22 protein-coding genes are annotated in these 26,701 nt (G+C 71.9%); 14 read left to right on the top strand and 8 right to left on the bottom strand.

Annotation, left to right across the window (positions count from 1 at the left end; all coding sequences use genetic code 11):
• Nucleotides 1–156: 156 nt before the first annotated feature.
• Nucleotides 157–843, top strand: a complete 687-nt coding sequence (uppS, locus tag IO20_RS0131065; RefSeq protein WP_030552130.1) for a polyprenyl diphosphate synthase — start codon at nucleotides 157–159, stop codon at nucleotides 841–843.
• Nucleotides 840–2,357 carry an oxygenase MpaB family protein gene (locus tag IO20_RS0131070; RefSeq protein WP_078946059.1) on the top strand — a complete coding sequence of 506 codons (1,518 nt, stop codon included), beginning with the start codon at nucleotides 840–842 and terminating at the stop codon, nucleotides 2,355–2,357. Before uppS ends, IO20_RS0131070 begins: the two co-directional genes overlap by 4 nt.
• 408 nt (nucleotides 2,358–2,765) lie before the next feature.
• Here IO20_RS0131070 and IO20_RS0131075 read toward each other — a convergent pair whose 3' ends face one another.
• A complete protein-coding gene (locus tag IO20_RS0131075) occupies nucleotides 2,766–3,332 on the bottom strand; it encodes a DUF4291 domain-containing protein (RefSeq protein ID WP_030552127.1) in 567 nt (188 codons plus the stop codon).
• 142 nt (nucleotides 3,333–3,474) lie between these two features.
• On the opposite strand from IO20_RS0131075, the gene IO20_RS0131080 reads away from it, so the two are divergent.
• Complete coding sequence (locus IO20_RS0131080; RefSeq protein ID WP_030552125.1) at nucleotides 3,475–4,416, top strand: glycoside hydrolase family 113 protein; 942 nt, start codon at nucleotides 3,475–3,477, stop codon at nucleotides 4,414–4,416.
• Between the two features lie 3 nt (nucleotides 4,417–4,419).
• Here IO20_RS0131080 and IO20_RS0131085 read toward each other — a convergent pair whose 3' ends face one another.
• The 5 genes from IO20_RS0131085 to IO20_RS0131105 all read right to left on the bottom strand — a co-directional run bounded on the left by IO20_RS0131085 (nucleotide 4,420) and on the right by IO20_RS0131105 (nucleotide 12,841).
• Nucleotides 4,420–6,924: a glycoside hydrolase family 3 protein gene (locus tag IO20_RS0131085; protein WP_030552123.1), complete on the bottom strand. Its 2,505-nt coding sequence runs from the start codon at nucleotides 6,922–6,924 to the stop codon at nucleotides 4,420–4,422.
• A gap of 91 nt (nucleotides 6,925–7,015) precedes the next feature.
• Nucleotides 7,016–9,598: an alpha-L-rhamnosidase gene (locus tag IO20_RS0131090; RefSeq protein ID WP_030552121.1), complete on the bottom strand. Its 2,583-nt coding sequence runs from the start codon at nucleotides 9,596–9,598 to the stop codon at nucleotides 7,016–7,018.
• A gap of 44 nt (nucleotides 9,599–9,642) precedes the next feature.
• On the bottom strand, nucleotides 9,643–10,545 hold the full coding sequence (locus IO20_RS0131095; protein ID WP_030552120.1) for a carbohydrate ABC transporter permease: 903 nt from the start codon (nucleotides 10,543–10,545) through the stop codon (nucleotides 9,643–9,645).
• Nucleotides 10,546–10,548: 3 nt separating this feature from the next.
• Nucleotides 10,549–11,433 (bottom strand): carbohydrate ABC transporter permease, encoded by an 885-nt coding sequence (locus IO20_RS0131100; RefSeq protein WP_030552117.1) that lies wholly within the window; start codon nucleotides 11,431–11,433, stop codon nucleotides 10,549–10,551.
• Between the two features lie 91 nt (nucleotides 11,434–11,524).
• Complete coding sequence (locus IO20_RS0131105) at nucleotides 11,525–12,841, bottom strand: ABC transporter substrate-binding protein (RefSeq protein WP_030552115.1); 1,317 nt, start codon at nucleotides 12,839–12,841, stop codon at nucleotides 11,525–11,527.
• A 260-nt stretch (nucleotides 12,842–13,101) separates the two neighbouring features.
• Here IO20_RS0131105 and IO20_RS0131110 point away from each other — a divergent pair, with 260 nt between their 5' ends.
• Nucleotides 13,102–14,151, top strand: coding sequence for a LacI family DNA-binding transcriptional regulator (locus IO20_RS0131110; RefSeq protein WP_030552113.1), 1,050 nt, complete (start codon nucleotides 13,102–13,104; stop codon nucleotides 14,149–14,151).
• Between the two features lie 55 nt (nucleotides 14,152–14,206).
• Here the strand turns inward: IO20_RS0131110 and IO20_RS0131115 are convergent, their stop codons facing one another.
• Together IO20_RS0131115 and IO20_RS0131120 are read right to left on the bottom strand one after the other, a co-directional pair.
• Nucleotides 14,207–15,436 (bottom strand): MFS transporter, encoded by a 1,230-nt coding sequence (locus IO20_RS0131115; RefSeq protein WP_030552111.1) that lies wholly within the window; start codon nucleotides 15,434–15,436, stop codon nucleotides 14,207–14,209.
• Nucleotides 15,437–15,674: 238 nt separating this feature from the next.
• Entirely contained in the window at nucleotides 15,675–16,589 is a 915-nt protein-coding gene (locus IO20_RS0131120) for a LysR family transcriptional regulator (protein WP_030552109.1), read from the bottom strand.
• A gap of 128 nt (nucleotides 16,590–16,717) precedes the next feature.
• Here IO20_RS0131120 and IO20_RS0131125 point away from each other — a divergent pair, with 128 nt between their 5' ends.
• The 10 genes from IO20_RS0131125 (at nucleotide 16,718) to IO20_RS0131170 (ending at nucleotide 26,681) form a co-directional block, all read left to right on the top strand.
• Nucleotides 16,718–17,746 carry a fumarylacetoacetate hydrolase family protein gene (locus IO20_RS0131125; RefSeq protein WP_030552108.1) on the top strand — a complete coding sequence of 343 codons (1,029 nt, stop codon included), beginning with the start codon at nucleotides 16,718–16,720 and terminating at the stop codon, nucleotides 17,744–17,746.
• Nucleotides 17,743–18,699 carry a cyclase family protein gene (locus tag IO20_RS0131130; protein ID WP_030552107.1) on the top strand — a complete coding sequence of 319 codons (957 nt, stop codon included), beginning with the start codon at nucleotides 17,743–17,745 and terminating at the stop codon, nucleotides 18,697–18,699. Before IO20_RS0131125 ends, IO20_RS0131130 begins: the two co-directional genes overlap by 4 nt.
• 75 nt (nucleotides 18,700–18,774) lie before the next feature.
• Nucleotides 18,775–19,905 carry an FAD-dependent oxidoreductase gene (locus tag IO20_RS0131135; RefSeq protein ID WP_030552106.1) on the top strand — a complete coding sequence of 377 codons (1,131 nt, stop codon included), beginning with the start codon at nucleotides 18,775–18,777 and terminating at the stop codon, nucleotides 19,903–19,905.
• Nucleotides 19,906–19,967: 62 nt separating this feature from the next.
• Nucleotides 19,968–20,972: an amidohydrolase family protein gene (locus IO20_RS0131140; RefSeq protein WP_030552104.1), complete on the top strand. Its 1,005-nt coding sequence runs from the start codon at nucleotides 19,968–19,970 to the stop codon at nucleotides 20,970–20,972.
• Nucleotides 20,973–20,985: 13 nt separating this feature from the next.
• Complete coding sequence (locus IO20_RS0131145) at nucleotides 20,986–21,927, top strand: VOC family protein (protein ID WP_030552102.1); 942 nt, start codon at nucleotides 20,986–20,988, stop codon at nucleotides 21,925–21,927.
• Between the two features lie 221 nt (nucleotides 21,928–22,148).
• Nucleotides 22,149–23,120: a fumarylacetoacetate hydrolase family protein gene (locus IO20_RS0131150; protein WP_030552100.1), complete on the top strand. Its 972-nt coding sequence runs from the start codon at nucleotides 22,149–22,151 to the stop codon at nucleotides 23,118–23,120.
• Nucleotides 23,117–23,896: an SDR family NAD(P)-dependent oxidoreductase gene (locus tag IO20_RS0131155; protein WP_051874557.1), complete on the top strand. Its 780-nt coding sequence runs from the start codon at nucleotides 23,117–23,119 to the stop codon at nucleotides 23,894–23,896. The genes IO20_RS0131150 and IO20_RS0131155 overlap by 4 nt, the downstream gene beginning before the upstream one ends.
• Nucleotides 23,897–23,911: 15 nt before the next feature.
• On the top strand, nucleotides 23,912–24,667 hold the full coding sequence (locus IO20_RS0131160) for a CoA transferase subunit A (protein ID WP_030552095.1): 756 nt from the start codon (nucleotides 23,912–23,914) through the stop codon (nucleotides 24,665–24,667).
• A complete protein-coding gene (locus tag IO20_RS0131165; RefSeq protein ID WP_030552094.1) occupies nucleotides 24,667–25,317 on the top strand; it encodes a CoA transferase subunit B in 651 nt (216 codons plus the stop codon). Before IO20_RS0131160 ends, IO20_RS0131165 begins: the two co-directional genes overlap by 1 nt.
• 143 nt (nucleotides 25,318–25,460) lie before the next feature.
• Complete coding sequence (locus IO20_RS0131170; protein ID WP_030552092.1) at nucleotides 25,461–26,681, top strand: FAD-dependent monooxygenase; 1,221 nt, start codon at nucleotides 25,461–25,463, stop codon at nucleotides 26,679–26,681.
• Nucleotides 26,682–26,701 lie beyond the last annotated feature (20 nt).

Consider the following 26,701-nt stretch of genomic DNA (forward strand, 5'->3'; position numbering starts at 1 on the left):
GGGGGGTCTGGGGGCGGGGTGGGCGTGGCCGAGCGTGGCGGGACCGGTCGTGCGGCGGGGGGGTTCGGGTCGCGCGTGACGGACCACGACGTCCTGGACGGGCGACGGGAGGACGGCGAGGCGTCGCGTGCGGTCCCCCGGCACGTGGCGTGCGTGATGGACGGTAACGGCCGCTGGGCGGAGCAGCGTTCCCTGCCGCGCACGGAGGGCCACCGGGCCGCCGAGACCACGGTCATCGACATCATCGAGGCGGCGCGGTCCGCCGGTGTGGAGTGGCTCAGTCTGTACGCGTTCTCGACGGAGAACTGGAACCGGCCCGGCGTCGAGGTCGACTACCTCATGCGTCTGGTCCGCCGGGTCGTACGGAAGCACGCCCCGCTGCTTCTCGCCCGCGGCATCCGCTGCCGCTTCCTCGGGGCCGCGGACCCGCGCATCCCCCGCGAACTGATCCAGGACTTCGACGACCTGACGACCCTGACCGGCGACAACCGGAGGATGACGCTGACCGTCGCCTTCGACCACGGCGGACGCCGGGACATCGTCGAGGCCGCCCGGTCCCTGATCCGCAGCGGAACGTCCGCCGACGACCTGACCGAGCGGGTGTTCGCCGAGCACCTGCCGTTCCCCGACACCCCCGACGTGGACCTCGTCATCCGCACCTCCGGTGAGCACCGCATCTCCAACTTCATGCTCTGGAAGGTCGCCTATGCCGAATGGGTCTTCCCCGAGGTGCTCTGGCCGGATTTCCGCGCCCCCGACTTCCTTGCCTGTCTGCACGCCTACCAGCGCCGCGACCGCCGCTTCGGCGGCCTGCCCGCGCAACCGAACGGAGACCCACGATGACGACGGCACCGACCGAGGCGAGCAGAGCGAACGGCGCCCCTCCCACGGACGCCGAGGGACCGGGCGACGGGCACGCCCTGTTCGGGCCGGACTCGCAGTTCAGCGCGCTCTTCGACGACCCGCGCTGGGCGCTCGCCATGATCCGCGCGACCGTGCTGGAGGCGGCCCACCCGCAGATCGGTGCCGCTCTCGTCGACAACTCCACTTTCGTGGCGCACCCCTGGCGCCGGCTCCGCAACACCTTCCTCAGCATGCGGCGCATGTTCGACGCCGATCCCGCGGTACGCGAACGGGAGGCGGCCCGGCTCAACCGGCTGCACACCCGCATGAGCGGCTCGGACTCCCGCGGCCGCGCGTACGACGCGAGGGACCGCGCGACCCGCGCCTGGGTGGTCGCCACCCTCTTCGAGAGCGCCGTCACCATGTGCAGGATGAGCGGCCAGCCGCTCTCGCAGGACATGATGGAGCGTATGTACGCGGAGTACCGCGCGTTCCTGGCCGCCCTCGACGGTGACGCGGCGGCGCTCCCCGAAGAACTCCACGACTTCTGGCGCTACTTCGACCGGGTCGTCGAGAACGAACTGGAGAACACCGAGGCGGCCCGGGTCATTCTCTTCCGCCTCTTCGACCACCTGCCCGCCCCCGCGCTGTTCGACGGCGCGCCGACACTGTGGGCGGTGGGCAGGGCCGTCGCCGGACCGCTCCTCGGCGCGATCACCGTCGCCTCGCTCCCCGAGCCGTACCGTCGCCGGGCCGGACTGCCGGAGATGCCCGGCACCCGGACGCTCATGCAGGGCGTCTACGTCGTCGCCGGGCTCGGACGCTTCCTGCCCGAGGGCTGGCTCAACGCCGAGAGCGTCATCGAGCTCCTCTCACTCCCCGCCGGGAGCGACGACCCCCGCGCCCGGACCATGGCCGCCCTGCAGAGCCGTATCAAGCGCGCGTCAGCCCTGCTCCGTCTGCTCGGCCCGCTGGGCGGCGACCCCGATCCGGTCCCCGCTACGGACCCCGAGCCGTCGGCGGCTGCCGGGCAGGTCCGGCGCTCGGCGGAGGAGTTCTTCCGGCAGGTGCTGGACCAGACCGGCGACGGCCACCTCGACTGGCCGGACCTCGCCGCCATGGCCCGTGAACTCTCCACCCGTCTCGACCTCGACGAACCCGAGGAGACCCGGCTCTACGATGCCTTCGCCGCCTGGTGGCGCGAACTCCAGGCCGCCCTCGACACGGACGGCGACGGCCGCGTCAGCGCCGCCGAGTACGCCGCCGCCGTCCCGTCCCTCGCCGGTCCCGCGCTCATCCGTGTCGCCGAGGTGCTCTTCGACGTGACCGACAAGGACGGCGACGGGACCATCGACGCGGACGAGCACCGGGCCCTCTTCCGCACCGCGTTCCACCGCGACCTCACCACCCTCCACGGAACCTACGGCCGGAGCGCCTTCGTGAGCGACTTCCTGTCCTTCATGTCCGCCCGTCGCACGAGCACGCTGTACGACCCCCTCCTCGCGGACGCCTGAGCCACACGACCGGAAGCCGGCCTGGTCGTCGCCCCGGCCGACCTCACGCTGGTCCACACCGTCCACGTACTCCAGCTCCCGGATGCCGATCCGAAAATCCAGCTCTTCTTCGCGGCGTCCCGCTGGTCGGGAGAACCGCGGATCCGCGAAGTCGACAAATGCACGGCCTGGGCCTGGTGGCCGCTGGACGGTCTGCCGGAGCCGACGGTCGCGTACACCCGTGCCGCGATCGAGGGAATCGTCACCGGAACCACGTACACGGAACTCGGCTGGGACACCTCCGGCGGCACCGCGGGCCGCGGCTGAACGGGAAGGACTGTGATCATTTGAGCATGCCGTAGCCGACGGTCCGGGGTCCGGGGCCGCCACCACCGCGGGCGCCCACGACGGTGGACTCTCAGTCGGCGTTCAGCCACCTGAGGCGAGTCGGTCCTCCAGGGCCCGGGGCAGCGGGTAGGCGCGCTCCGCCGGGATCAACCGCTGGGCTTTCGCGGCCCGGCCGGCCCGTATCAGGGTGGCGGCCTTGCGGACCTGCGGGGTGAGGTCCGTGAGGCCGACGATCCAGTCGTCGGCGAACGTGCGCGTGAGATGGCGGCCGATGCCGACCTGGATGCTGTAGTGGTTGAGGGCCGCTCCGCGCGGCGAGCGTTCCGGGTCCCATTGGACATGCACGGCCGCCCGAGCGACGGCCGCCGGGTCCGCGGTCGTGAGCACGGCCTGCGACAGGGCCTCCTCCCAGCCCTCGCGGGTCATCCGCACGGCGAGCACCCGCTCCTGGCCGGCTTTGCGGGCCCAGTTGCTGCGGTGCATCAGCCACATGAACGACGGCTTGATCCACGTCATCCGGTGGAAGGAGAACGGCTCGACGAAACGGCCCGCCCGCAGCGCCGCATCGGCGATGGCAGGCGAGTACGCCTGGTAGACGACGATCGTGCCGGCGTCGTAGTCGGCGCGGATCTGGTAACGGGGTGCCATGCGCGGCACCTTGCCCGTCGTGCCGCCGGCCTCGCGAGCCCTTTTCGCACCGGGGCAGCCCCGTCCGCCTCCTCTGGCCGAGTGCCCCCGTGTCGCCTTGACTTGCCGGGACACGGCAACGGTCATGCGAAGGGACACCGACGTGCGCGCACGGGGCATCACCTACGACACCGGGTTCCTCCCCGGGGAACAGCTCTCCCGCAAGGTCTTCACCCCTGAGACGGTCCGGCACGACATGGCGGTGATCTCCGGGGATCTGCGCTGTGACGCCGTCCGCGTCTCCGGGCGGGATCCCGAACGGCTGAGCATCGCCGCCCGGCACGCCGCGGACGCCGGTCTCGAGGTCTGGTTCGCGCCCTTTCCCGTTGACCTTCCCGCCGACCGGTTGCTCCCGTTCTTCGCCGACTGCGCCCGTCGGGCCGAGGCCGTGCGCGAGACGGGCACCGATGTGGTGTTCGTCGCCGGCTGCGAGATCAGCGCGTTCTGCGGCGGCTTCCTCCCGGGCGGCGACACCCACGCCGACCGGCTGCGTGCCAGGGCCGACGCCGACATGGAGTGGTGGTCCTCCCTCGGTCCGATGCAGGAGCGCCTGAACGGCTTCCTCGCCCAGGTCGCCGGGGAGGTCCGTACGCACTTCGGCGGACAGGTCACGTACGCGTCCGCTCCCAGGGAGTTCGTCGACTGGGGTCCGTTCGACCTCGTGGGCGTCGACGCCTACCGAGCCGCCTACGACGCCGACGGCTACCGCGACGAGCTGCGTGGGCACCTCGCCCACGGAAAGCCCGTCGCGGTGACCGAGTTCGGAACCTGCGCCTACCAGGGTGCGGCACAGCGGGGCGGCATGGCCTGGCAGGTGCCGGACGGTGCCGTCCCGGACGAGGAGGAGCAGGTGCGCCACCTCACCGAGCTGCTGGACGTCTTCGAGGAGGAAGGCGTGGACACGGCGCTGTGGTTCACCTTCGCCGGCTACAGCAGACCCGGGGAGCAGGACCTCGGCTCGTACGGTGTCGTCCGGATGCTCGACGAGACCCGCTGGGAACCGAAGAAGGCGTTCCACACGATGGCGGCCCGATACCGGCGTTGAGGGTCAGCCGAGGGAGAGCGACCGCTGCGCGGTCATCGCGCGGGAGTTGCGGGCGGTGGCGAAGGTGTAGAGGCCGGGAACGAGGGTCCAGGTCCCGGAGTTCCAGACGGTCAGGTCGTCGGCCGGGATGGTGAAGCCGACCCTCTGGTTCGCGCCCGGGGCGAGCGTGAGCTTGTGGAAGGCCACGAGGCGGCGGGGTTCCGCGGACGCGGCGCCGGGGAGGGTGGCGTAGACCTGGACGACGTCCGTCCCCTGGCGGTTGCCGCTGTTGGTGACGGTCACGGAGAGGGTCACCGTCCTGGCGGTGGCGTTGTACGCGGCTTCCAGGGAGCCGTGCGCGAACGTGGTGTAGGACAGGCCGTGTCCGAAGGGGAACTGGGGCTGCTGTCCCTTGGCGTCGTAGTAGCGGTAGCCGATGGCGGTCCCCTCGTCGTAGGAGACGGTGCCGTTCTGCCCGGGGTAGGTCGCGGTGGTGGCGCCGGGGCCGTGGGAGGCCGCGGCGGGGAAGGTGACGGGCAGCCGGCCGGAGGGGTCGCTGTCGCCGAAGAGGACGGCGGCCAGCGCGGTGCCCGTGCCACGGCCTCCGTACCAGGCCTGGACGACGGCTTCGACGTCGCCGAGCCAGGGCATCGCCACGGGGCCGTCGGTGTTCAGGACGACGATGGTGCGCGGGTTGACCGCCGCCACGGCGGTGATGAGCCGGTTCTGGTCGGCGGGGAGGTCGAGCTGCTCGTGGTCCATGGCTTCGCCGGCGATGCGGTTGACGAAGACGACGGCGGCGTCGGCGGTACGGGCCGCCTGGACGGCGGCCGGGATGAGGGAGACGGGCTGCCAGCCGAGGGTGAGGCCGCTGGTGCCGGGGTCGGCGGTGGCGTTGCTGTACGTGAGCTCGACGGTGACGGTCTTTCCTGCGGTGAGCTCGACGGTGCCCTGGACGGGGTAGTCGTAGGTGCCGAGGAAGAAGCGGCGGGTGCCGCGGGAGCCTGAGACGACGGTGGCGCCGTCGATCTTCAGGGTCGCGGTGCCGGCGGGCAGGAGGGAGAAGCGGTGCAGGCCCGTGTGGGTCGGGGTCAGGGTGCCCGACCAGGTCGCGGACCAGACCGCGGGGAGGGTGGCGAGCGGCGCGCTGGTGAAGTCGACGACGGTGTCGGTGCGGGTCGCGACGGGGGTGCCGGCCGGCTCGGCGGTGGCGTAGTAGCGACCGGTGAGTCCGGCGGCTCCGCCGGTGGTGCGCAGCACGGTGGCGGGGACGGGGGCCAGCGGTACGTCGCCGGTGGTGCCCTGGGCGTGGGTGACCTTCACGCCGCTGCCGGCACGGTTCCTGAGGGCCTGCAGCGGGGTGGTCCAGTTGCCGGGGTCGACGTACGTGGAGCCGGCGACGCCGGTGAGGGTGTCGGTGCCGGCCGGTCCGATGACGGCGAGCGACGTGAGCGTCGTCGGCAGGGGCAGGGCCGAGGAGCGGTTGGCGAGCAGGACGGTGGAGGCGAGGGCGGCTTCGTGGGCGAGGCTCTTGTGCTCGGCGGTGCTGACGTCCTGTGCCGGGGCGGGGACGGGGTTGTCGACGAGGCCGTTGGCGAACATGGTGAGGAGGATGCGACGGGCGGCGTCGTCGAGGCGGGCCGCCGGGACGGCGCCGCCGGTGAGGGCGCCGGGTGCGAGCCTGACGCCGGCGGGGCCGAGTCCCGCGAGGTCCATGCCGGCCTTGGCGGCGGCGACCTGGTCGTCGCCGGCCCAGAAGTCGGGGACGGTGTAGCCCTGGAGGCCGAGCCGGGTCTTGACGTCGTCGAAGAGGGTGGGGTTCTGGGTGGCGAAGGTTCCGTTGATCCTGGGGTAGGCCATCATGACCGAGGTGGTGGGCGCGGCGGCGATCACGCGGCGGAAGGGCGCCTGGTAGATCTCGTGCATCGCGCGGTCGGAGAGCCGGGTGTCGGTGAAGAAGCGGTTCACCTCCTGGGTGTAGGCGGCGAAGTGCTTGACGGTGGCGGTGACCCGGCGGCTCTGCATGCCGGTGGTGAGGGCGGCGCCGACGCGGCCGGCGAGGAGCGGGTCCTCTCCGAGGCTCTCGGCCTGGCGGCCGAAGTGCCAGGTGCGGGTGAGGTCGATGGTCGGGCCGAGCAGGTTGTTGTAGCCCTTGGCGCGTCCTTCGGTACCGATGGCGGCGCCTATGCGGCGGGCGAGGTCCTCGTCGAAGGTCGCGGCCTGCGCGAGGGGTACGGGGAAGGCGGTGACGTTCTGTTCGCCGCGCAGTCCCGCGGAGGCGTCGACCATGGTGAGGGCGGGGATGCCGAGGTGGCCGAGGGTGGCGAAGTCGCAGCGGACGAGGGCCTCCTTCTCCGCGGCCGTCATCCGGGCGAGGAGGGCGTCGGCGCGCTCGACGGCGCGGGGGTCGGTCGCGGCGGTCGCCCGGCTGGTGGCCGCGACCCCCCGGCCGGTGGCCGCGGTGGCGGGGGCCATGCTGACGGCGAGGGCGGTGGCGATGGCGGAGGACAGGAAGGTGCGTCGGTTCACAGCGGCTCTCCAAACGGTGGGGCGGCCGGGGCCGCCGAAGTCGCGTGCTGGGGATGGGGCGGCGACTCGGATTCCCTTTTCCGGGTCCTCGTCAGTCGCCTTCGGTGGCGGGGAAGGTGTGGGTGCCGGGGCCGAGGCCGACGGGGTCCCGACCCGGCAGCTCGGCGACGGCGGTGCAGTTCGGCGGCACGGTGATGCGGGCCTTCAGGCCGGAGGGCGTCGTCTCCCAGAACAGTGAGGCGGTCCCGTGGGGCGTCTCGTGGCGGGTGCGGGCCCAGGTGATGCCGCCGCCGGGGCGGGGCCGGAAGGTGAGGACGGCGGCTCCGGGGGCCGTGACCTCGATGCCCCCGACGACTCGGTGGAGCCAGTCGGCGACGGCGCCGAGGGCGTAGTGGTTGAACGAGGTCATGCCTCCGGGGTTGAGGGTTCCGTCGGGGCGGAGGCTGTCCCAGCGTTCCCAGACGGTGGTGGCGCCCATGGTGACGGGGTAGAGCCACGAGGGGCAGTCGGTCTGCAGGAGCAGCCTGTAGGCGGTGTCGAGGTGGCCGGTGTCCGTGAGCGCGTCGCAGACGAGGGGGGTGCCGACGAAGCCGGTGGCGACGCGGGCGTCGTCGAGGAGGACGAGTTCGGCGAGACGGTCGCCCGCGGCCTGCCGCCGGGAGGCGTCCAGGAGGTCGAAGGCGAGGGCGAGGGCGTAGGCGGTGGGGCTGTCGCTGGACATGCGGCCGTCGGCGTGGACGTAGCGGCTCTGGAAGGCCGCCGTGATCTCGTCGGCGAGTGTGTCGTACCGGACGGCGTCGGCCGTGTGGCCCAGCGCGCGGGCGGCGTGGGCGAGATGCCGGGCGGAGTGGGCGAAGTAGGCGGTGGCGACGAGGTACCGGTCGGTGCGGCCCGCGGCGGGGTCCTCCGGCGGGGCGGCAGGGTCCAGCCAGTCCCCCAGCTGGAAGCCGGTGTCCCAGAGGCGGTCGGGGCCGGCGAGCCGCTCGACGAGGTCGACCCAGGCCCTGCCCGTGCGGTGGTGGCGCCGCAGGAGTTCGAGGTCGCCGAAGCGCCGGTAGAGGACCCAGGGGGTGAGGGTGGCGACATCGCCCCAGGCGGCTCCCGGCTGGAGGGGGGTCCACATCGGTTCGCCGGGGATGACGGGCACGTACCAGGGGACGGTGCCGTCGGGGAGCTGTTCCAGGCCCACGTCGGTGAGCCAGGAGTCGAGCATGCCGGCGCAGTCGTAGAGGAAGCTCGCGGTGGGGGCGAAGACCTGGATGTCGCCGGTCCAGCCGAGGCGTTCGTCGCGCTGCGGGCAGTCGGTGGGGATGTCGACGAAGTTGCCCCGCATGCTCCACAGGACGTTCTCGTGGAGGCGGTTGACCATGGGGTCGCTGCATTCGAACCAGCCGGTGCGGCGCATGTCCGTGTGGTGGACGCGCGCGGTGACGGCCTCGGGTGTGAGCTCGCCGGGCCAGCCGCTGATCTCGGCGTAGCGGAAGCCGTGGAGGGTGAAGCGGGGCTCCCAGGTGTACGGGCCGGTACCCGGCAGGACGAGGGTGTCCGTGGAGTGCGCTTCGCGCAGGGGGCGGGTGGCGAGTTCGCCGTCCTGGAGGACTTCCGCGTGCCGGAGCGTGAGGGTGGTGCCGGCCGGTCCGTCGGCGGTGAGGCGCAGGCGCCCGACCAGGTTCTGTCCGAAGTCGAGCAGATGACGGCCGTCGGCGGTGCGGGTGATGGTGACCGGGGGGATGTCCTGGGTGCACCGGACGGGGGGACCTTCGGGTGCGACGAGTGTCCTGGTGTCCCGCTTCCCGGTCCGTACGGGGGTCCAGCCGTCCTGGGGTGCGGACGGGGTGGCCCAGTGCGGGTCGTCGAGGCGTGCGTCGAAGGTCTCGCCCTCGTACAGGCCGCTGGTCAGGATGGGGCCGAAGGCGGCCTGCCAGGTGTGGTCGGTGGCGACCACGGTGATGGTGCCGTCGGTGTGGGTGATCTCGAGTTGGGCGATGAGGGACTGGTCGGTGCCGTAGATGTTGCGGGTGCCTCCGTCAAAGCCGTACTTGCCGCGGTACCAGCCGTCGGCGAGCCAGGCGCCGATGGTGTTCGCGCCGGGGTCGAGGAGCGGGGTGACGTCGTGGGTGCGGTACCGCAGTCGGTGCGGGTAGACCGTCCAGCCGGGGGCCAGGGTCTCGTCGCCGACCCGGGTGCCGTTGATCTCCGCTTCGTACAGGCCGTGGGCGGTGATGTAGAGCCGGGCGTGGGCGATCGGCTTGTCCCCGGTCCTGAAGTGTCCACGGACGCGGGCCGGGCGGCGTTCCGCCGTGGGGTCCTCCGCCCAGCCGGCTCCCACGGGTACGGCGGTCCAGTCGTCCGGTGTGAGCAGACCGGCCTCGACGGGGCTCGGCGCGCTCCAGGGCGAGGCTTCGGTGCCGGTGGCGGACCAGGTCCGTACGCGGACGGCGGCACGTTCCCGGGAGACGAGGGGTTCGGCGGGCCAGGGTACGAGGTGGTGGTCGGCGGTGGCGACGCGGCCCGTGCGGTGGGTCCGGTCGCCGCGGCGGATCTCGATCTCGTAGGCCTGCTGGTCGCCGGCCTCGGGGGGCGTGGTCCAGGAGAGTCGGGGGGTGCCGGTTCCGACGCCGAGGCCGTCCGGCAGGTGCTCGAAGCGCACCGGGGAGGGCGGGAGGGACTGCAAGGAAGGGACCTTTCGTGTGCTCGGGCGGGCGGGGCGGGGGTGGTTCAGCCCTTGACCGCTCCCGAGGTGAGGCCCTTCATGACCTTCTGGTTGAGGAAGAGGTAGATCACGAGCGTTCCGAAGACGTTGATGCAGATCGCCGCGAACAGCGGGCCGTACTGGGTGGCGCCGAAGTCGCCGGTGAAGTTGAGCAGGCCGACCTGGATGGTGCGCAGGTCCTGGCTGTTGGTGAAGGTCAGGGCGATGAGGAGGTCGTTCCAGATGAAGAAGAACTGGACCAGGCCGACCGTGAGGAGGGCGTTGCGGACCATGGGGACGCTGATGGTCCAGAAGGCGCGCAGGATGCCGGCGCCGTCGAGGGTGGCCGCCTCGAAGAGTTCCCTGGGGACGGTCCTGTAGTAGGTGGCCATCATGAAGACGGTCAGGGGGAGGCCGGTGCCGGTGTAGGTGAGGACGAGCGGCCACAGGGTGCCGGAGAGGCCGGCCTGGAAGTAGACGGTGAACAGCGGCAGCAGGATCATCTGCGGCGGGACCATCATCCCGGCGAGGAAGACGACGAGGGTCAGGCTGCGGCCCTTCCAGACCATGACCTGCAGGGCGAATCCGGCGGCGGTGCCCAGGAGCAGGACGAGGGCCAGGGCGGGGACGACGGCCAGGAGGCTGTTCTTGACGTAGAGGCCGAGGTTCCCGGTGGTCCACGCTTCGGCGTAGTTGCCCCATTCCCAGGTGGTGGGCAGGCTCCAGGTGGAGTTGTCGAGGTAGTCGCTGTTGGACTTCAGCGAGGTGAGGAACATCCAGACGAGGGGGTAGACCTCGACGACGAGCAGCAGGCCGACGGCGATCCTGGTCCACAGGCGGCCGCCGGTCCCGCGGAAGGGGCGGCGGGCCCGCTGTCCGGGGCGCCGGTGTCCGGGGGTCGCGGTCTTCAGGGGGGTGTCTACGGCCATGGTTCAGCCCTCCGTGATGTCGCGCCGCGAGACGCGGTAGACCGCCAGGCTCACCAGGAGGCAGACGACGGTGAGGAGCAGCGCGATGGTGCTTCCGTAGCCGTACTCGCTGTAGGTGAACGACGTCTGGAACATGTACAGGGTCAGCGGGGTGGTGTCGCTGCCCGGTCCGCCGTTGGTGAGGGCGACGACGGAGTCGAAGACCTTCAGGGTGCCGTTGATGCTGAAGATCAACGAGGACATGAGGACCGGCAGGGACAGCGGCAGGACGATGTGGCGGATGAGGCGGAGGCCGGAGGCGCCGTCGAGCCGGGCCGATTCGAGGACCTCGTCGGGGATGTCGACGAGTCCGGCGAACAGGAGGACGGCGTAGAAGCCCATGGAGCGCCAGATGTCCATGACGACCAGGACCCAGAAGGCGCTTCCCGCGCTGCCGAAGAAGTCGACGGACTCCAGGCCGAAGGCGTTGAGCAGGGAGTTGACGGGGCCGGTCTGGGGGGCGACCTGGAACAGCTTCTGGAAGAGCAGTCCGACGGCGACGGTGGGCAGGACGACCGGGAAGAAGACCAGGGTGCGGATGAGCGCGGAGGCCCTCTTGAGGAAGAAGACGTAGAGCAGGGCCAGGAGGTAGCCGGCGACGACCTGTCCCGCGGTGACGACGACCGCGTACTTCAGGGTGAACCAGAGGGCGTCGTGGACGGCCTGGTCGGAGAGGAGCCTGCTGAAGTTGCCCAGGCCGTTGCCGGTGAAGCCGTCGATGGAGTTGCCCTGGGTGAAGGAGTACCCGAGCGACCACACGGTGGGGACGAGCATGATCAGTGTGTAGACGAGGAGTGCGGGACCGAGCAGGATCGCGATCGCCCTGCGGTCACCGAGTACGCGGTGCATGAGAGTGGTGTCCACTTCGATGTCGGGTGAAGAGGCCGGCCGGGCGGGGGCGGGCGGCGCGCCTGCTGGTGGCGCCGCCCGCCTCACGGGTCTACCGGCCGGCGAGCGCGCCCTGGACGGTCTCCATGAACTGCTGGGGGCTCACGCTGCCGGTGACGAGGCCGGCCGCGTTGGTCTGGCTGACCGTGGTCGCCTTGGTGCTGAAGAGGGCCTCGAACCACAGGACGTTCTGCTGGGACGAGCTGATGGTCCTGCGAACGGTGGTGGTGACCTCGTTGGCGTCCTTGACCGGGGTGTTGACCTTGAAGCCGGATATCGAGCCGTGGTCCTTCAGGGCGGTGCTGCCGTAGTTCCGGGCGATGCAGCTCACCCAGGCGCCGGTCTTCTTGTCGAAGTTCTTCGAGCCGAGGGTGATGGCCAGGCCGACGTTGGAGGGGTACTGGTCGGCGGAGCCGGCCCCGCCGGTGACGGCGGGGAAGGGCATGAAGCCGACGTTCTCGGCGCCGACCTTGTTCTGCTTCGGGTCGGAGATGTTGGCCAGGGCCCAGCTGCCCATGTAGAACATCGCGGACTTGCCGGTGAGGAACTGGTTCATCGCGGTGTCGTAGTCGATGGAGCCGACGCCCTTGCCGAAGTAGCCCTTCTGTCCGAGCGCGGCGATCTCCTCGGCCGCCTTGACGTACGGGGGGTCGGTCAGCTTGGCCGCACCGGAGTCGACCTTGTCGAGGGCGTCGGGGCCGAGGCTGCGGTAGAGGTAGCCGCTGATGAGGCGGGTGAGCGGCCAGCCCTGCTGCCCCGAGGCGGAGAGCGGCTGGACGCCCTCGGCGTTGAGCTTCTCCGATGCGGCGAGCAGATCGGCCCAGGTGCCGGGGACCGCGATCCCGTTCTCCTTGAAGATCTTCTTGTTGTAGAAGATTCCCTCGATGTTGTACTCGTAGGGCAGCGCCTCCAGCTTGCCTCCGTACAGGGCCTTGATGGTGGAGACGGCGGCCGGTTCGAGCTGGTCGAGGACTCCGAGCCGCTGGAGTTCGAGCTCCAGGTCGGCGACCTTGCCGGACTTCGCGAGCTGCTTGGTGAGCGAGGGGGCGTTGCCGGCGGCGAACTGGGCGGGCAGGGCGTTCTGGCCGGCGAGCAGCTGCAGCTTCTGGTCCAGGCTCGCCTGGGGGACGGTCTCGACCTTCAGCGGCAGGGCGGCGTTCTCGGTCGTGCAGGCGCCCTTGGAGAGCGTGGTCAGCGCCGTTCTCGTCGTCGTGTTCTCGGTGACGCTGAGGTACGTGAAGTCCTTGGGCGCCGCGGAGGTGCCGCCGCCGTTGCCGCCGCAGGCGGTGGCGAGCACGGCCAGGGACGTGACTCCGGCCGAGAGGAGGGTCAGACGCGTACGGCGGGCGCGGATCGTGCGGTGGGGCACTGGTGACTCCCAGGATCGTGAGAGAGGAGAGGGGCGCCGAGCGGGCGCCGGGGCGGCGGGAAGACCGGCCGCGTGGAACGGAGTCGTGTAGAACGTTCTCCATCCGAGTCGGCTACACCATGACGCCATTCCTCTGGCATCGTCAAGACACAGACGCGTAACATCAGCTTTGCCTGGTCGACCACAGGGGCAGCTCCTGGAGTCGCCCCACGACGTGGCGCGTAGACCGTTGCACCAATCACAAGGAGATCAGGGTTCTCATGGCCGCGGACAGCTCGCCGAGGAACACCAAGCGGGTGACGATCACCGACGTCGCCCGCCATGCCGGCGTGTCGACCGCCGCCGTGTCGAAGGTCATGCGCAACGCCTACGGCGTGAGCCCGGCCATGCAGGAGCGGGTCCGGGCGGCCATGGCCGAGCTGGAGTACCGCCCGCACGCCGCCGCCCGCGGCATGCGCGGGCGCACGTACACCATCGGTGTCCTGCTGGACAACGTGCGCAACGCGTTCTTCGCCGACATCCTCGACGGCATCCGGGAGGAGCTCGCGGACAGCGAGTACACGGTGCTGATCGGCGCGGCCGGGTTCGGCGCGGAGGAACAGGCCCGGACCACCCGGGCGATGGTGGACCGTCAGATGGACGGACTGATCCTCATCGCTCCCGCGACCCCGCGCTCCGAGGTCCTCTCCACGGCCGCGGAGACGCCCACCGTGGTCATCGGGCACCACGACGCCTCCGACGCGCACGACTCCGTCACCGACGCGGACGACCTCGGGGCGGGCCTGGTGGTGGACCACCTCGTCGGACTCGGCCACCGGGACATCGCCCTGGTGTCGGCGGCCGGCAGCAGGACCGGGCGCTGGCAGCGGCCGCCCGAGATCGCCCTGGCCGACGGCTACCTCAAGGCGATGGAGCGTCACGGTCTCGCCGGGCGGGCACGCGTGCACCACGCCGCCTACTCCGACGACGGCGGGCACGCCGCCGGTCTCACCCTGCTGACCGGCGACGAGCGGCCCACAGCGATCCTGACCGGAGCCGACATCGCGGCCCTCGGCGTCTACCGGGCCGCCGCCGACCTGGGGCTCTCGATCCCCGGCGACGTCTCGCTCGTCGGCTACAACAACACCGCGATCGCCTCGCTCGCCCCGGTCCAGCTCACCAGCGTCGACCAGGCCGGGCACACCATGGGCGCGGCCGCGGCGAGGATGCTGATCGAGCGGGTCGAAGGGCGGCGCGACCGGGCCATGCAGACGACGATGACCCCACGGCTGGTCGTACGGCGCAGCACCGCGGCACCGCGCGCCCGGTAGGGACGGCCGCCACGGGTCCGTTGTCCCCGGACCCGGGAAGCGGCTCATTTCCGTGTCACCGGTCATCCATGGGCGGCCCCGCCGGCGCGGGAGTCCGGCGTACCGCGGAGAGGAGCGCGGCGGCGACGACGGCGGTGGCCGCTCCGAGGAGGGCGACGGCGGTGGCGAGGCTGCCGGCCGCACCCTTGCCCGCCAGCAGGACCAGCGGGCAGAGGAACTCCCCGAGGAAGAAGGCCGCGGTCCACAGGCCCATGCCGCGCCCTCGGTCGGCGAAGCCGAGCCGGGCCATGGCGCGGGTCACCAGCGACGGCAGCAGCATGCCGGTGCCGAGGCAGTTGACGACGGCTCCGGCGATCAGGAGCGGGAGGCTGTCGGCGAGGCCCATGAGCAGGAAACCCGCGGCGCACAGGGCGAACATCGTCGGCAGCCGGCGGCGTCCGCGCGGGGAGAGGCGGGTGAAGACGACGGAGCCGAGGACGGTCGCGGCGCCGGCCACGGCGGTGACGGCGCCGATGGCGCCGGTGGACTCGACGCCCAGGTCGTCCAGGAGGTAGGCCATCTCGACCGGGACCGCGTAGAAGACCACGGCGCCGAAGACGGTGAGGAGGCAGATCCCGGCCATGCGACGGACGGGGAAGGGCCGTCGGGCCGTCCGCGCGTCCGGCCGCTCGTCGTGCTCGGGCGCTCGGGGGGTCGGCAGGACGCGGGCCATGACCGGGGCGATGAGCAGGCCCACGGCGTACAGCCAGAAGGGGGCGCGCCAGTCGGCCGCGCCGAGCACGCCGCCGAGGACGAAGAAGACGGTGGCGGACGCGGAGGCGCACATGGTCTGCAGGGCGAGGTAGCGGTCGCGTAGTTCGCCGCTGTAGTAGTCGCCGATGAGGGTGGTGCAGGCGGTCATGATGGCCGCCTCGGTGACACCGACGAGGATGCGGCTGACCAGGATGGCGTGGAGGGAGTCCAGCCAGAGGGGGGCCGTCCCGAACAGCGCGTAGAGGACGGTGGCGACGACGAGGAGCCGCTTGCGGCCGAGCCGGTCGACGATGACGCCGGCGAAGGGGGCGAGCACCGCGAGGGCCAGGGCGGGGACGGTCAGGACGACGGGGACCAGGGCCGTACTGCCGGGGACGCCGTCGAAGTGGTCCTGCATGCGGGGCAGGACGGGGGCGAGGAGTACCGCACCGAGGACGGGCAGGCAGCTGCCGGCCATGAGGACGACGGCGGGGAGACGCCCGGCGGGGGCCGCGGCACGGTCGGGGGACGGCGGAGCGAGGGGTGCGGGCATGACGGCACTCCGGAGCGCGAGGGAGAGGGAGGTGGCGCCCGGTCCACGGCTGCCTGCCTGTGCGGGAGGGAGCCTGGACCGGGGGCGGAGGTGCCCTCGACTATGCGTGCCGGTGGACGTGCTGCCCACCCCTCGCGTCATCCGGGTTCGGGATGGGTTCGATCCACGGGGTGGATGGGGGCGAAAGTGGCTTACCCCCCGTCGTGCCGACGGTGACCGGGGCGCGGAGGCGGCGGGATCAGATGTCGGTGTCGGCGATGCGTCGGCCGACCCTGGCCGCGGTCTCCCGGAGCCAGATGTGGGCGGCGTCGTGGGTGTGGACGGGGTGCCACCAGAGGGCCTCGCGCAGCGGGACGGCCTCGTAGGGCGGTTCGAGGACGCGTACGGCGGCCAGGGGGGCGAGCAGACGGGCGAGGCGGGCCTGGACGAGGGCGATGCGGCGGGTACCGGCGACGAGGGCCGGCAGGGCGTGGAAGCTGTCGACGGAGACCTCGACGCGCGGTTCGATGCCGAGCATCCCGAGCTGGCGTACGGCGGGGGCGTCGTAGGTGCGCTGGTAGGTGACCCAGGGCAGGCGGGCGAGATCCTGGCGGGTCAGACGGTCCTCGACGCTGGGGTGGTCGTCGGCGACGACGAAGACCCACCGGTCGTCGTACAGGTCGGTGGCGGGGAAGTCGCTGATGACGCCGTGCGGCATGAGCAGTCCGTCGGTGGCGCTGAGCAGGCTCGCCGTGTCGTCGACGACGGTGATGGGGGTGCGGGTGAAGCGCAGCCGGATACCCGGGGCCTCTTCGTAGACGGTACGGGCGAGTTCGACGCCGAAGACGTCGACGGCGTAGTCCGAGGCGATGACGCGGAACTCGCGGGTCTCGGTGGCCGGGTCGAAGGCCGCCTGGCTGGCGAAGAGGCGTTCGAGGACGTCGTAGGCGGTGGACGTGCGGTCGAGGAGGACCTGTCCGAGCGCGGTGAGTTCGTACTGGCTTCCCACCCGGGAGAGGAGTTCGTCGCCGAAGTGCCGGCGCAGGCGGGCCAGGGCGGCGCTCATCGCGGGCTGGCTGAGCCCCACGCGCCGGCCCGCCTTGGTGACGTTGCGCTCTTCGAGGAGGGCGCGGAGTGCGACGACGAGGTTGAGGTCGAGGCGTGCCAGGTTCACGGGCGGATTTCCCTTCGGGCGGCGCACAGCCACGGATTATTCGTGTGATGAATGAAAGTGATCCACATAATCGATTTCCCTGATTGCTCGGAGCGGGTCCAGATTAGTCCCACCGCAATCAGGAGGACATGTCGGTGAAACCTCAATCCGCTTCTGATCTCTTCGCCGGGCCCTTCGCTCTCGGCACTCTCTCGGCCGCTGACGGCCCCGCCTTCCCCGCTCTCGTCGACCGCGAGGGTCAGGTCCTCGACCTGCGGACGGCTCTGGCCGACCCCGCGCTGACGATGCGCGGTCTGCTGGAGCAGTGGCAGACCGTCCTCCCGCGCCTGCGGGAGCTCGCGGCCGAGGCGGGGCAGCCCCGCCGTCCGCTGTCGGACTTCCGCGTCCTGGCTCCCGTGGAGCCGCGGCAGATCTTCCAGTCGGGTGCCAACTACCGCCAGCACGTCATCGACCTGCACGTCGCGCACCGCGATCCGTCCGACGGGCGCTCCGCGGAGGAGGCGCGCGCCGAGGCGGCCGCGATCATGGACCGGCGGGCGGCCGACGACCTCCCGTACGTGTTCATCGGCCTGCCCAGCTCGATCACCGGTCCCTACGACGACGTCACGCTGCCCGCGTGGGCGGCGAAGCCGGACTGGGAACTGGAACTCGCGGCCGTGATCGCCCGGCCCGCCTACCAGCTGTCCCCCACGGAGGCGCTGGAGTACGTGGCGGGCTACACGATCGCCAACGACCTCACCGACCGGGCCACCGTGTTCCGCAGGGACATGCCGCAGATCGGCACGGACTGGCTGCGCAGCAAGAACGCGCCCGGGTTCACCCCGCTGGGTCCCTGGATCGTGCCGGCCGAGTCCGTCGGCGACACCGGTGACCTGCGGCTGACCCTGAAACTGAACGGCGAGGTCATGCAGGACGAGTCCACCGAGGACATGATCTTCGACGTGGCGCGCATGGTGTCGTACGCCTCGCAGAGCGCCCGGCTGCTGCCCGGCGACCTCGTGCTCACCGGCTCGCCCGCGGGCAACGGCATGCACTGGGGACGGCTGCTGCGCGACGGCGACGTCATGGACGCCTCGATCACCGGCCTCGGCGCGCAGCGCACGCCGTGCGTCGCGGAGGAAGCGCCGCACACTCCTCGTGGCGCGGAGGAGTCATGAACCGCAGTGATCCCGAGGGCGCCATCGCGCAGGCCGCCAAGGCCTGCTCCAACTGGGGCCGCTGGGGCGGGGACGACCGCCTCGGCACCGTGAACTTCCTCGACGAGGCCAAGCGCAGGGAAGGCGCCGCGCTCGTCCGCAGAGGCGTCAGCTTCTCGCTGTCACAGCGTTTCGACATCGACGGACCGCAGAAGGGCTGGCGCCGCCGGACCAACCCGGTCCACACCATGCTCGACACCGGCACCGACGCGGCCCTGGGCAACCAGGGGCTGCCGCACGGCATCGGCGGCGCCGACGACGTGATCGCGATGCCGCTCCAGTGCTCGACCCAGTGGGACGGGCTGGGCCACATCTTCGACCACGGCACGGCGTGGAACGGCCGTCCGGCCGAGCAGGTCGTCACCTCGGACGGCGACCAGGTCACCGGCATCGAGCACATGGCGCCCCACATCGCCGGCCGCGCCGTACTCCTCGACATCGGCCGGACGGCCGGCGAGGACGGGGAACTCCCCGACGGATTCGCCATCACCGAGGAGCATCTGACGGCCGCCGCCGAGGCCGCCGGGGTCACCATCGGCCGGGGCGACATCGTGCTCGTACGGACCGGGCAGCTCGCCAGGGTCCGCCGGGAGGGCTGGGGCGACTACGCCGGCGGCGCCGCCCCCGGCCTCTCGTTCACCACGGCGCCCTGGCTGCACGCCGCCGAGATCGCCGCTATCGCCACCGACACCTGGGGCTTCGAGGTGCGGCCCAACGAGTTCGACCACGCCTTCCAGCCCCTGCACCAGGTCGTCATCCCGCACATCGGTCTGCTGATCGGCGAGATGTGGGACTTCGAGGCCCTCGCGGACGACTGCGCCGCCGACGGCGTCCACGAGTTCTGGCTCACCGCCGCACCCCTGCCCATCACCGGCGCCGTCGGGTCTCCCGTCAACCCGATCGCCGTCAAGTAGTCCCGGGGGCCCAGGGCCTGTCCGGCCCTGATCCGCCGGACACCCCCTACAGCCCGAGGAACAAGGGAGTTCCCCATGAGCACACCCCGCAAGGTCCTGGTCGTCGGCGGCGGCGCGGCCGGCAACGCCGCCACGATCCTGCTGAGCCGCGCCGGGATCGCCGTCGACCTCGTCGAGGCGAAGGACGACTGGAACGCCACCGCCGGATCCGGCATCACCCTTCAGGGCAACGCCCTGCGGGTACTGCGCGAACTCGGCGTGTGGGAGCAGGTCAAGGCCTCCGGCTTCGCCTTCGGTTCCGTCGGCATCACCTCGCCCGGCGGCGACGTCCTGCACGTCCAGCGCGACCTGCGCACCGGCGGCGACGACCTGCCGGCGACGGTGGGCATGCGGCGCCCGCGGCTGCAGCAGATCCTCATCGACGCCGTACGGGCCGGCGGCGCGACCGTCCGTCTGGGCACGACCGCCACCATCGTGGACCAGGACGCGACGGGCGTCTCCGTCCGCCTGAGCGACGGCGGCGAGCACCGCTACGACCTGGTCATCGCCGCCGACGGTCTCGGCTCGGCCACGCGCGCGCAGATCGGGATCACCGACAAGCCGGAACCGACCGGCATGGCCATCTGGCGCGTCGCCGCCCCTCGGCCGGTCGGCGTCGAACGCACCGACCTCGCCTACGGCGGCCCCGCGTTCATCGCCGGCTACTGCCCGACCAGCGACACCACGCTGTACGCGTACGTCGTCGAGAAGAACCGCGACCGCGCCTCCATACCCGCCGCGTCGTACGCGGAGGAGATGCGGAGCATCGCGTCCGCGTACGGAGGTGCCTGGCCGGCCATCACCGCCACGATCACCGACCCGTCCCAGGTCAACTACACGTGGTTCGACCGGCTCCTCGTCGAGGGTTCGTGGCACCGCGGCCGGGTCGTCCTGGTCGGCGACGCCGCCCACTGCTGCCCGCCCACCCTCGCGCAGGGCGCGGCGCTCTCGCTCGAGGACGCCTGGGTCCTGGCGCAGCTGCTGACCGGGACCGAGGCCTGGGACGAGGAACTGCTGCGGGGCTACTACGAGCGGCGGATCGCGCGGGTCCGCCCGGTCGTGGAGGCGTCCGTCCAGATCGGCCGCTGGCAGCTGGACCGCGTCCGCGACGCCGACGTGCCCGGCCTGATGGCCCGCACCATGACGATGCTGAGGGAACTGCCGTGACCGCACCCACACCGATCCCGGACGCGCACCCCGTGACCGCACCCACCGTGGCGCCGCACGCCGTGACCACGCCCACCGTGGACGTGCACGCCCACGTCCTCCTGCCCCAGATCGAGGCCCTCGTCGCCGACCACGCCGGGTACGCGCGGGCCAAGGAGCTCGACGCCCGGCGCAACGGGCCCGCCGCGCTCGCCGTCAGCGGCCCGATGGTCCGCGACCGTCTGCCGCGTCTCACCGACGTGACGGTCCGGCTGGCCGCCATGGACGCCCAGGGTGTCGACATCCAGCTCGTCAGCCCCTCCCCCTCGCACTACCACTACTGGGCGGACGCCCCGACCGCCGAGAAGGTCTACCGGCTCGCCAACGAGGCGACCGCGGCCCACTGCGCCCAGGCGCCGGACCGGCTGCGCGGCCTCGGCCTGGTCCCCCTGCAGCACCCCGGGCAGATCGTCACGGCCCTCGACCACGCCCTCGAACAGGGCCTGGCCGGGGTGGAGATCTCCAGTCACGCCCCCGGCAGGGAGCTGTCCGACCCGGCCTACCAGCCCCTGTGGTCCCGCGCCGAGGAGACGGGCGCGATCCTCTTCCTCCACCCGTTCGGCTGCACCCTCGACGAGCGTCTCGACCAGTGGTACCTGTCCAACACCGTGGGCCAGCCCACCGAGAACGCCGTCGCCCTGTCCCACCTGATCTTCTCCGGGGTCCTCGACCGTCACCCCGGGCTGAAGATCATCGCAGCTCACGGCGGTGGCTACCTGCCCACCCACATCGGGCGCAGCGACCACGCCTGGCGCGCCAGGACCGACGCGTCCGCCGGCTGCGCCCAGCCGCCGAGCAGCTACCTCCGGCGGCTGTACTTCGACTCGCTCGTGCACGACCCGCGCGTGCTGCGGGCGCTGGTGGAAGCGGCCGGCGCCGACCGGGTGCTGCTCGGTTCCGACTTCCCCTTCGACATGGGTTCGTCCGACCCCCTGGCCGACCTGCCGGCCGCGGGCCTTGCCGAGGCCGACCTCGACGCCGTCCGCGGCCGGAACGCCGCCGCCCTGCTCCACCTCTCCCCCGCCTGAGGAGGCACCCGTCATGAGCACACCCCGCCTGCTCACCCATCTGCGGCACGTGGACCTCGCCGTGCCCGACTACGACAAGCAGCTCGACTTCTACGCCGGCGTCTGGGGCCTCACCGAGGTCGTCGAGGACTCCGGTGTCTCCTTCCTCGCCGCCGAGGGCAGCCCGGAGCAGTACGTGGTCCGGCTGCGCAAGGCCGAGGAGAAGCGGCTCGACCTGGTCTCGTACGGCGCCGCCACCCCGGCCGACGTCGACACGCTCGCCGAACGGCTCCTGGCCGGGGGCGTGCGGCTGATCTCGCAGCCGGGCACGGTCGACACCCCCGGCGGTGGCTACGGCTTCCGCTTCTTCGACGTCGACGGACGCACCATCGAGGTCTCCGCCGACGTGGCGGCACGCCGGCACCGCAAGATCGAGGAGAAGGAGTCGATCCCGGTCAAGCTGTCGCACGTCGTGCTCAACTCGCCCGACCTCGACCGCACCCGCGCCTGGTACGAGCGGCACCTCGGCTTCCGGCTCTCCGACACCCTCAGCTCGCCCCACATGGGCGAGGTCATGCACTTCATGCGGATCAGCAGCCAGCACCACTCCATGGCTCTGGCCAAGGGGCCGCACACCTCGCTGCACCACATCTCCTTCGAGATGCGCGGCATCGACGAGTACATGCGCGGCACGGGCCGGGTGCTCCGTGCGGGGCACACGAAGGTCTGGGGTCCCGGCCGACACATGGCCGGGGACAACACCTTCACCTATTTCCTCGACCCGCACGGCAACACCGTCGAGTACACCACCGAGCTGGAGGAGCTCGACGAGGACACCTGGCACCCCCACGTCTACGACTTCTCCCAGCCCGACGTCACCGACCAGTGGGGCACCGCGAACCCGATGAACGAGCTGGTCGCCAAGGAGTCGTTCAACGACCCCGACCGCGGCTGCTTCGTCGCCCCGCCGGTCTAGGGCCCGAAGCCCGTCTCCGCGGACCGGACACCGGCTCCCGGGCCGCCCGTTCCCCGGGGGCGCGGCGGCGGTTCACGCCCTGACTCCCGCCGCCGCGCCCCCGGTCACGGTCCACGAGGCCGGCGCCCGTCCTGAGGGACGGCCACCGTGCCGCTCCTCTTCGTCCAGGACGGCCCGGCCTCGTGTCCGACCTCTCTTCCGATCCTTCTTGGAGCCGCACCATGCGCTTCGCCGCTTTCGAGTACCGGCACCGGCCCCGTGTCGCCGTCGTGGAAGACGACGGCACGCTCTTCCCCCTGCCGGGTGTCTCCTCGCTGACCGATCTGATCCGTGAGACCGGCGGCCTCCCCGGGCTGCTCGCCGCCGGCGCGGCGGCCCAGGACGTGCCACCCGGCCCGCACGTCTCCCAGGTCCGGCTTGTGCCGCCCCTGCGCCCGTCGTCCGTGCGGGACTTCGTCACCTTCGAGGAACACGTCGAAGGCGTACGCCGGTCCGTGAGCGGCGAGGCCGGTGTACCCGAGCAGTGGTACGAGGCTCCCACCTTCTACTTCACGAACCCGCACGCCGTCTTCGGCCCGCAGGACGACGTCCCCATGCCTCCCGGATCGTCCGTCCTCGACTTCGAGCTGGAGGTGGCGGCCGTCATCGGCCGCGACGGCCGCGACCTGACCCCGGAACAGGCACGGGATCACATCGTCGGGTACACGATCTTCAACGACTGGTCCGCCCGCGACCTGCAGTCGGCGGAGATGCGGGTCGGCCTCGGCCCGTGCAAGGGCAAGGACACCGCCACCACCCTCGGCCCGTACCTGGTCACCGCCGACGAGCTGGAGCCCCACCGCGACGCCGAGGGCTTCCTGCGCCTCGCGCTGACCGCCGAGGTCAACGGGCAGCGGGTCGGCAGCGACCTGCTGTCCAACATGAGCTGGACCTTCGAGGAGATGACCGCGTACGCCTCGCGCGGCACCCGGGTCGTCGCCGGCGACGTCCTGGGGTCGGGTACCTGCGGCAACGGCGGCTGTCTGGCCGAGCTGTGGGGCCGCTCCGGCCGGCAGAGTCCGCCGCCGCTGGGACCGGGCGACACGGTCACCCTGACCGTCGAGGGTCTCGGGTCCCTCACCACCCGCGTCGTGCCCGGCACGGCGCCGGTCGAGCTGCCCCGGGGGCGTCGCCGCGACCGGGAGCGGCCGTGAACGGCGGCCGGCTCACCGGAAGGGTCGTCGTCGTCACGGGTGCGGCACGGGGCCAGGGCGCCGCCGAAGCCGCCGCGCTGGAACGCGAAGGCGCCACCGTCGTCGCCACCGACGTGCGCGGCGGCGGGAACGTGCGGCGCCTCGACGTCACCGTGGCCGAGGACTGGGCCGGTCTCGCCGACGAGCTGCGCGAGACGTACGGGGTGGTCCACGGGCTGGTCAACAACGCCGGCATCACCTGGCGGGCCCGTCTGGACGAGGTCACCACCGAGGACATGAGCTGTGTCCACGCCGTCAACGTGCACGGACCGCTGCTGGGCATCCAGTATCTGGCTCCGCTGATGCCACCCGGCTCCTCGGTCGTCAACGTCGGCTCCTCCGCGGCCCTGACGGCCCACTATCCGGTGGCGTACACGACGAGCAAGTGGGCGCTGCGGGGTCTGTCGAGGGCTGCCGCCCTGGAGCTGGGACCGCGCGGGATCCGGGTGAACACGATCCATCCCGGGTTCATCGAGACGGAGATGACGGCCTCGGCGGCGCCGGCCTTCCGTGAGGCGAACGTCCGGGAGACGCCGTTGGGGCGGGTCGGGAGCGTCGGGGAGGTCACGCCGCTCGTCGTGTTCCTGCTGTCGGACGAGTCGTCGTTCATCACCGGCGCCGAGATACCGGTCGACGGCGGTCTCACCTCGCACGGCGGGGTGAAGTCCGTGTCCGACGCCCTGCTCGACGTCGACGGCGGACGGTCGGCCGTGCCGCCCGGCCGCCCACCCACCTGAAAGGACACCGCAACCGTGGACAAGGTCATCCATCACGCCGCGGACGCCGTCGCCGGCATTCCCGACGGCGCATCACTCGCCGTCGGCGGCTTCGGCCTCAGCGGCATCCCCGAGACGCTGATCCGGGCCCTGCACGCACAGGGCGCGACCGGCCTCCGGGTCGTCTCCAACAACTGCGGTGTCGACGGACGAGGGCTCGGGATCCTGCTGTCCGCCGGACGCATCGCCCGGGTCACCGGCTCCTACGTGGGCGAGAACAAGGAGTTCGCCCGGCAGTACCTCGGCGGCGAACTGGAGGTCGAGCTCGTCCCGCAGGGGACCCTCGCAGAGCGGCTCCGGGCCGGCGGCTGCGGCATCCCCGCCTTCTACACTCCGGCCGGTGTCGGCACGCAGGTCGCCGACGGCGGACTGCCCTGGCGGTACGCGCCCGACGGCGGTGTCGCCGTCGCCTCCCCGGCCAAGGAGACACGCGAGTACGACGGTCGGCCGCATGTCCTCGAACAGGGCATCACCACCGACTTCGCGCTCGTACGGGCCTGGCGCGGCGACCGGCACGGCAATCTCGTCTTCCGCCGGGCCTCGGCCAACTTCAACCCGCTGGCCGCGATGGCCGGGCGGCTGACGATCGCCGAGGTCGAGGAGCTCGTCGAGCCCGGCGCCCTCGATCCGGACCGGGTGCACCTGCCGGGCGTCTTCGTCCAGCACGTCGTGCCTCTCACCCCCGCCCAGGCGGCGGACAAGCAGATCGAGAAGAGGACGGTGCGCGGCTGATGGCCTGGAACCGCAACCAGATGGCCGCGCGGGCCGCGTCGGAGCTCGCGGACGGCTCGTACGTGAACCTCGGCATCGGCCTGCCGACCCTCGTCCCGGCGTTCGTCCCGGCCGGGGTCCATGTCGTGCTGCACTCCGAGAACGGCATCCTGGGTACGGGGCCGTATCCGGCGGAGGACGAGGTCGATCCCGATCTGATCAACGCCGGCAAGGAGACCGTCACCGTCCTTCCCGGTGCTTCCTTCTTCGACTCGGCCCTGTCGTTCGGGATGATCCGCGGCGGCCACATCGACACCGCCGTCCTGGGCGCGATGCAGGTCTCGCGGGAAGGCGACCTGGCGAACTGGATGATCCCCGGCAAGATGGTCAAGGGCATGGGCGGAGCGATGGACCTCGTCCACGGCGCACGCCGGGTCGTCGTGCTCATGGAGCACACGGCCAAGGACGGCGCACCGAAGATCGTCGAGAGCTGCACCCTGCCGCTGACCGGCCGCCGCTGTGTCGACCGGATCATCACCGACCTCGGCGTCCTGGACGTCACCGACCGCGGCCTCGCCCTTGTCGAGACCGCGCCCGGCGTCACCGTCGAGGCCATCCGCGCCCGCACCGACGCGTTCGTGAGCGTCGACGGCGCCACCGCCGCCTGCTGAACCCCCGCTCTCCCGCCCGTCCGCGCGCGGGCCCGCGGCCTACTCATCCCCTTTTCCCTCTCATGGTCCTCCCCCCGACGCTCCCGCCGCGGACACCCGCGGTCGCCGGGGCGACGGACCGATTCCTCTCAAGGAGGTTCCTGGTGCCTGTGACGACCCCGCCCCTGCACATCGCCGTCGTCGGCGGCGGCATCGGCGGTCTGGCCGCCGCCCTCGCGGTCGCCCGGGCCGGCCACCGGGTGACCCTGGTGGAACGGGCCGCCCGCTTCGGTGAGATCGGGGCCGGCCTGCAGCTGGCCCCGAACGCCTCGCTCGCCCTGGAGGAACTCGGGGTCCTCGACGCCGTCCAGGGCTCCGCCGTCGCACCGCCGCGGCTCGTCATGATGGACGCCGTGAGCGGTGAGCAGATCACCGCCCTCGACCTGCGCGGCGCCGCCTACACCAGCCGGTTCAGGCACCCGTACCTCGTCACCCACCGGACCGACCTGCACGGGGCCCTGCTCGCCGCCTGCCGGGAGCACCCGCAGATCGACCTGCGCACCGGACACACCGTCACGGACGCCGTGGAGACGGCCGCCGAGGTGCACCTCGCCTTCGCCGAGACAGCGGAACGGCTCACGGCGGACGCGGTGGTAGCGGCGGACGGCCTGCACTCGCGGCTGCGTCGGATCCTCGTCGGAGACGGCGACCCCGTCTGCTCGCGGTACGTGGCCTTCCGGGGCGCCCTGCCCGTCAGCGGCATGACGGGCGCCATGTCGCGGCACGCGTCGTCGGAGGCGGTCATCGTGTGGGCCGGGCCGCGCATGCACCTCGTCCAGTACCCCGTCCGGCGCGGAGAGCTGTACAACCAGGTCGCCGTCTTCGAGAGCGACCGGTACACCCCCGACTCCGACGACTGGGGGACCGAGGCGGAGCTGGAGGAACGATTCGCCGGCGCCTGCGGGACCGTCCGGGACGCGCTGCCCCTGATCGCGCGGGACCGGCGCTGGCCCCTGTTCGACCGTCTGCCCGTCCACGACTGGGTGCACGGCCGGATCGTGCTCCTGGGCGACGCCGCCCACCCGATGCTGCAGTACCTGGCGCAGGGCGCCTGCCAGGCGCTGGAGGACGCCGTGACCCTGGGCCGTGCCCTGCGCGAAGAGACCGACCCGGAGCGGGCGTTCGCGTCCTACGCGGGCCTGCGACGCGAGCGGGCCGCCGACATCCAGACCAACGCCCGGCGGTTCGGCGAGATCTGCCATCTGGACGGCATGGGGGCCGTGCTGCGCAACCGGCTCCTCTCGACCCGCACGCCCGACGACTTCGACGACGTCTCCTGGGTGTGGACCTCCACGGCCGAACGCGTGCCCTCCACCACCCCGTGAACAGCCACCGCAAGGAGACA

Source organism: Streptomyces exfoliatus (assembly GCF_000725545.1).
GTDB lineage: Bacteria > Actinomycetota > Actinomycetes > Streptomycetales > Streptomycetaceae > Streptomyces > Streptomyces exfoliatus.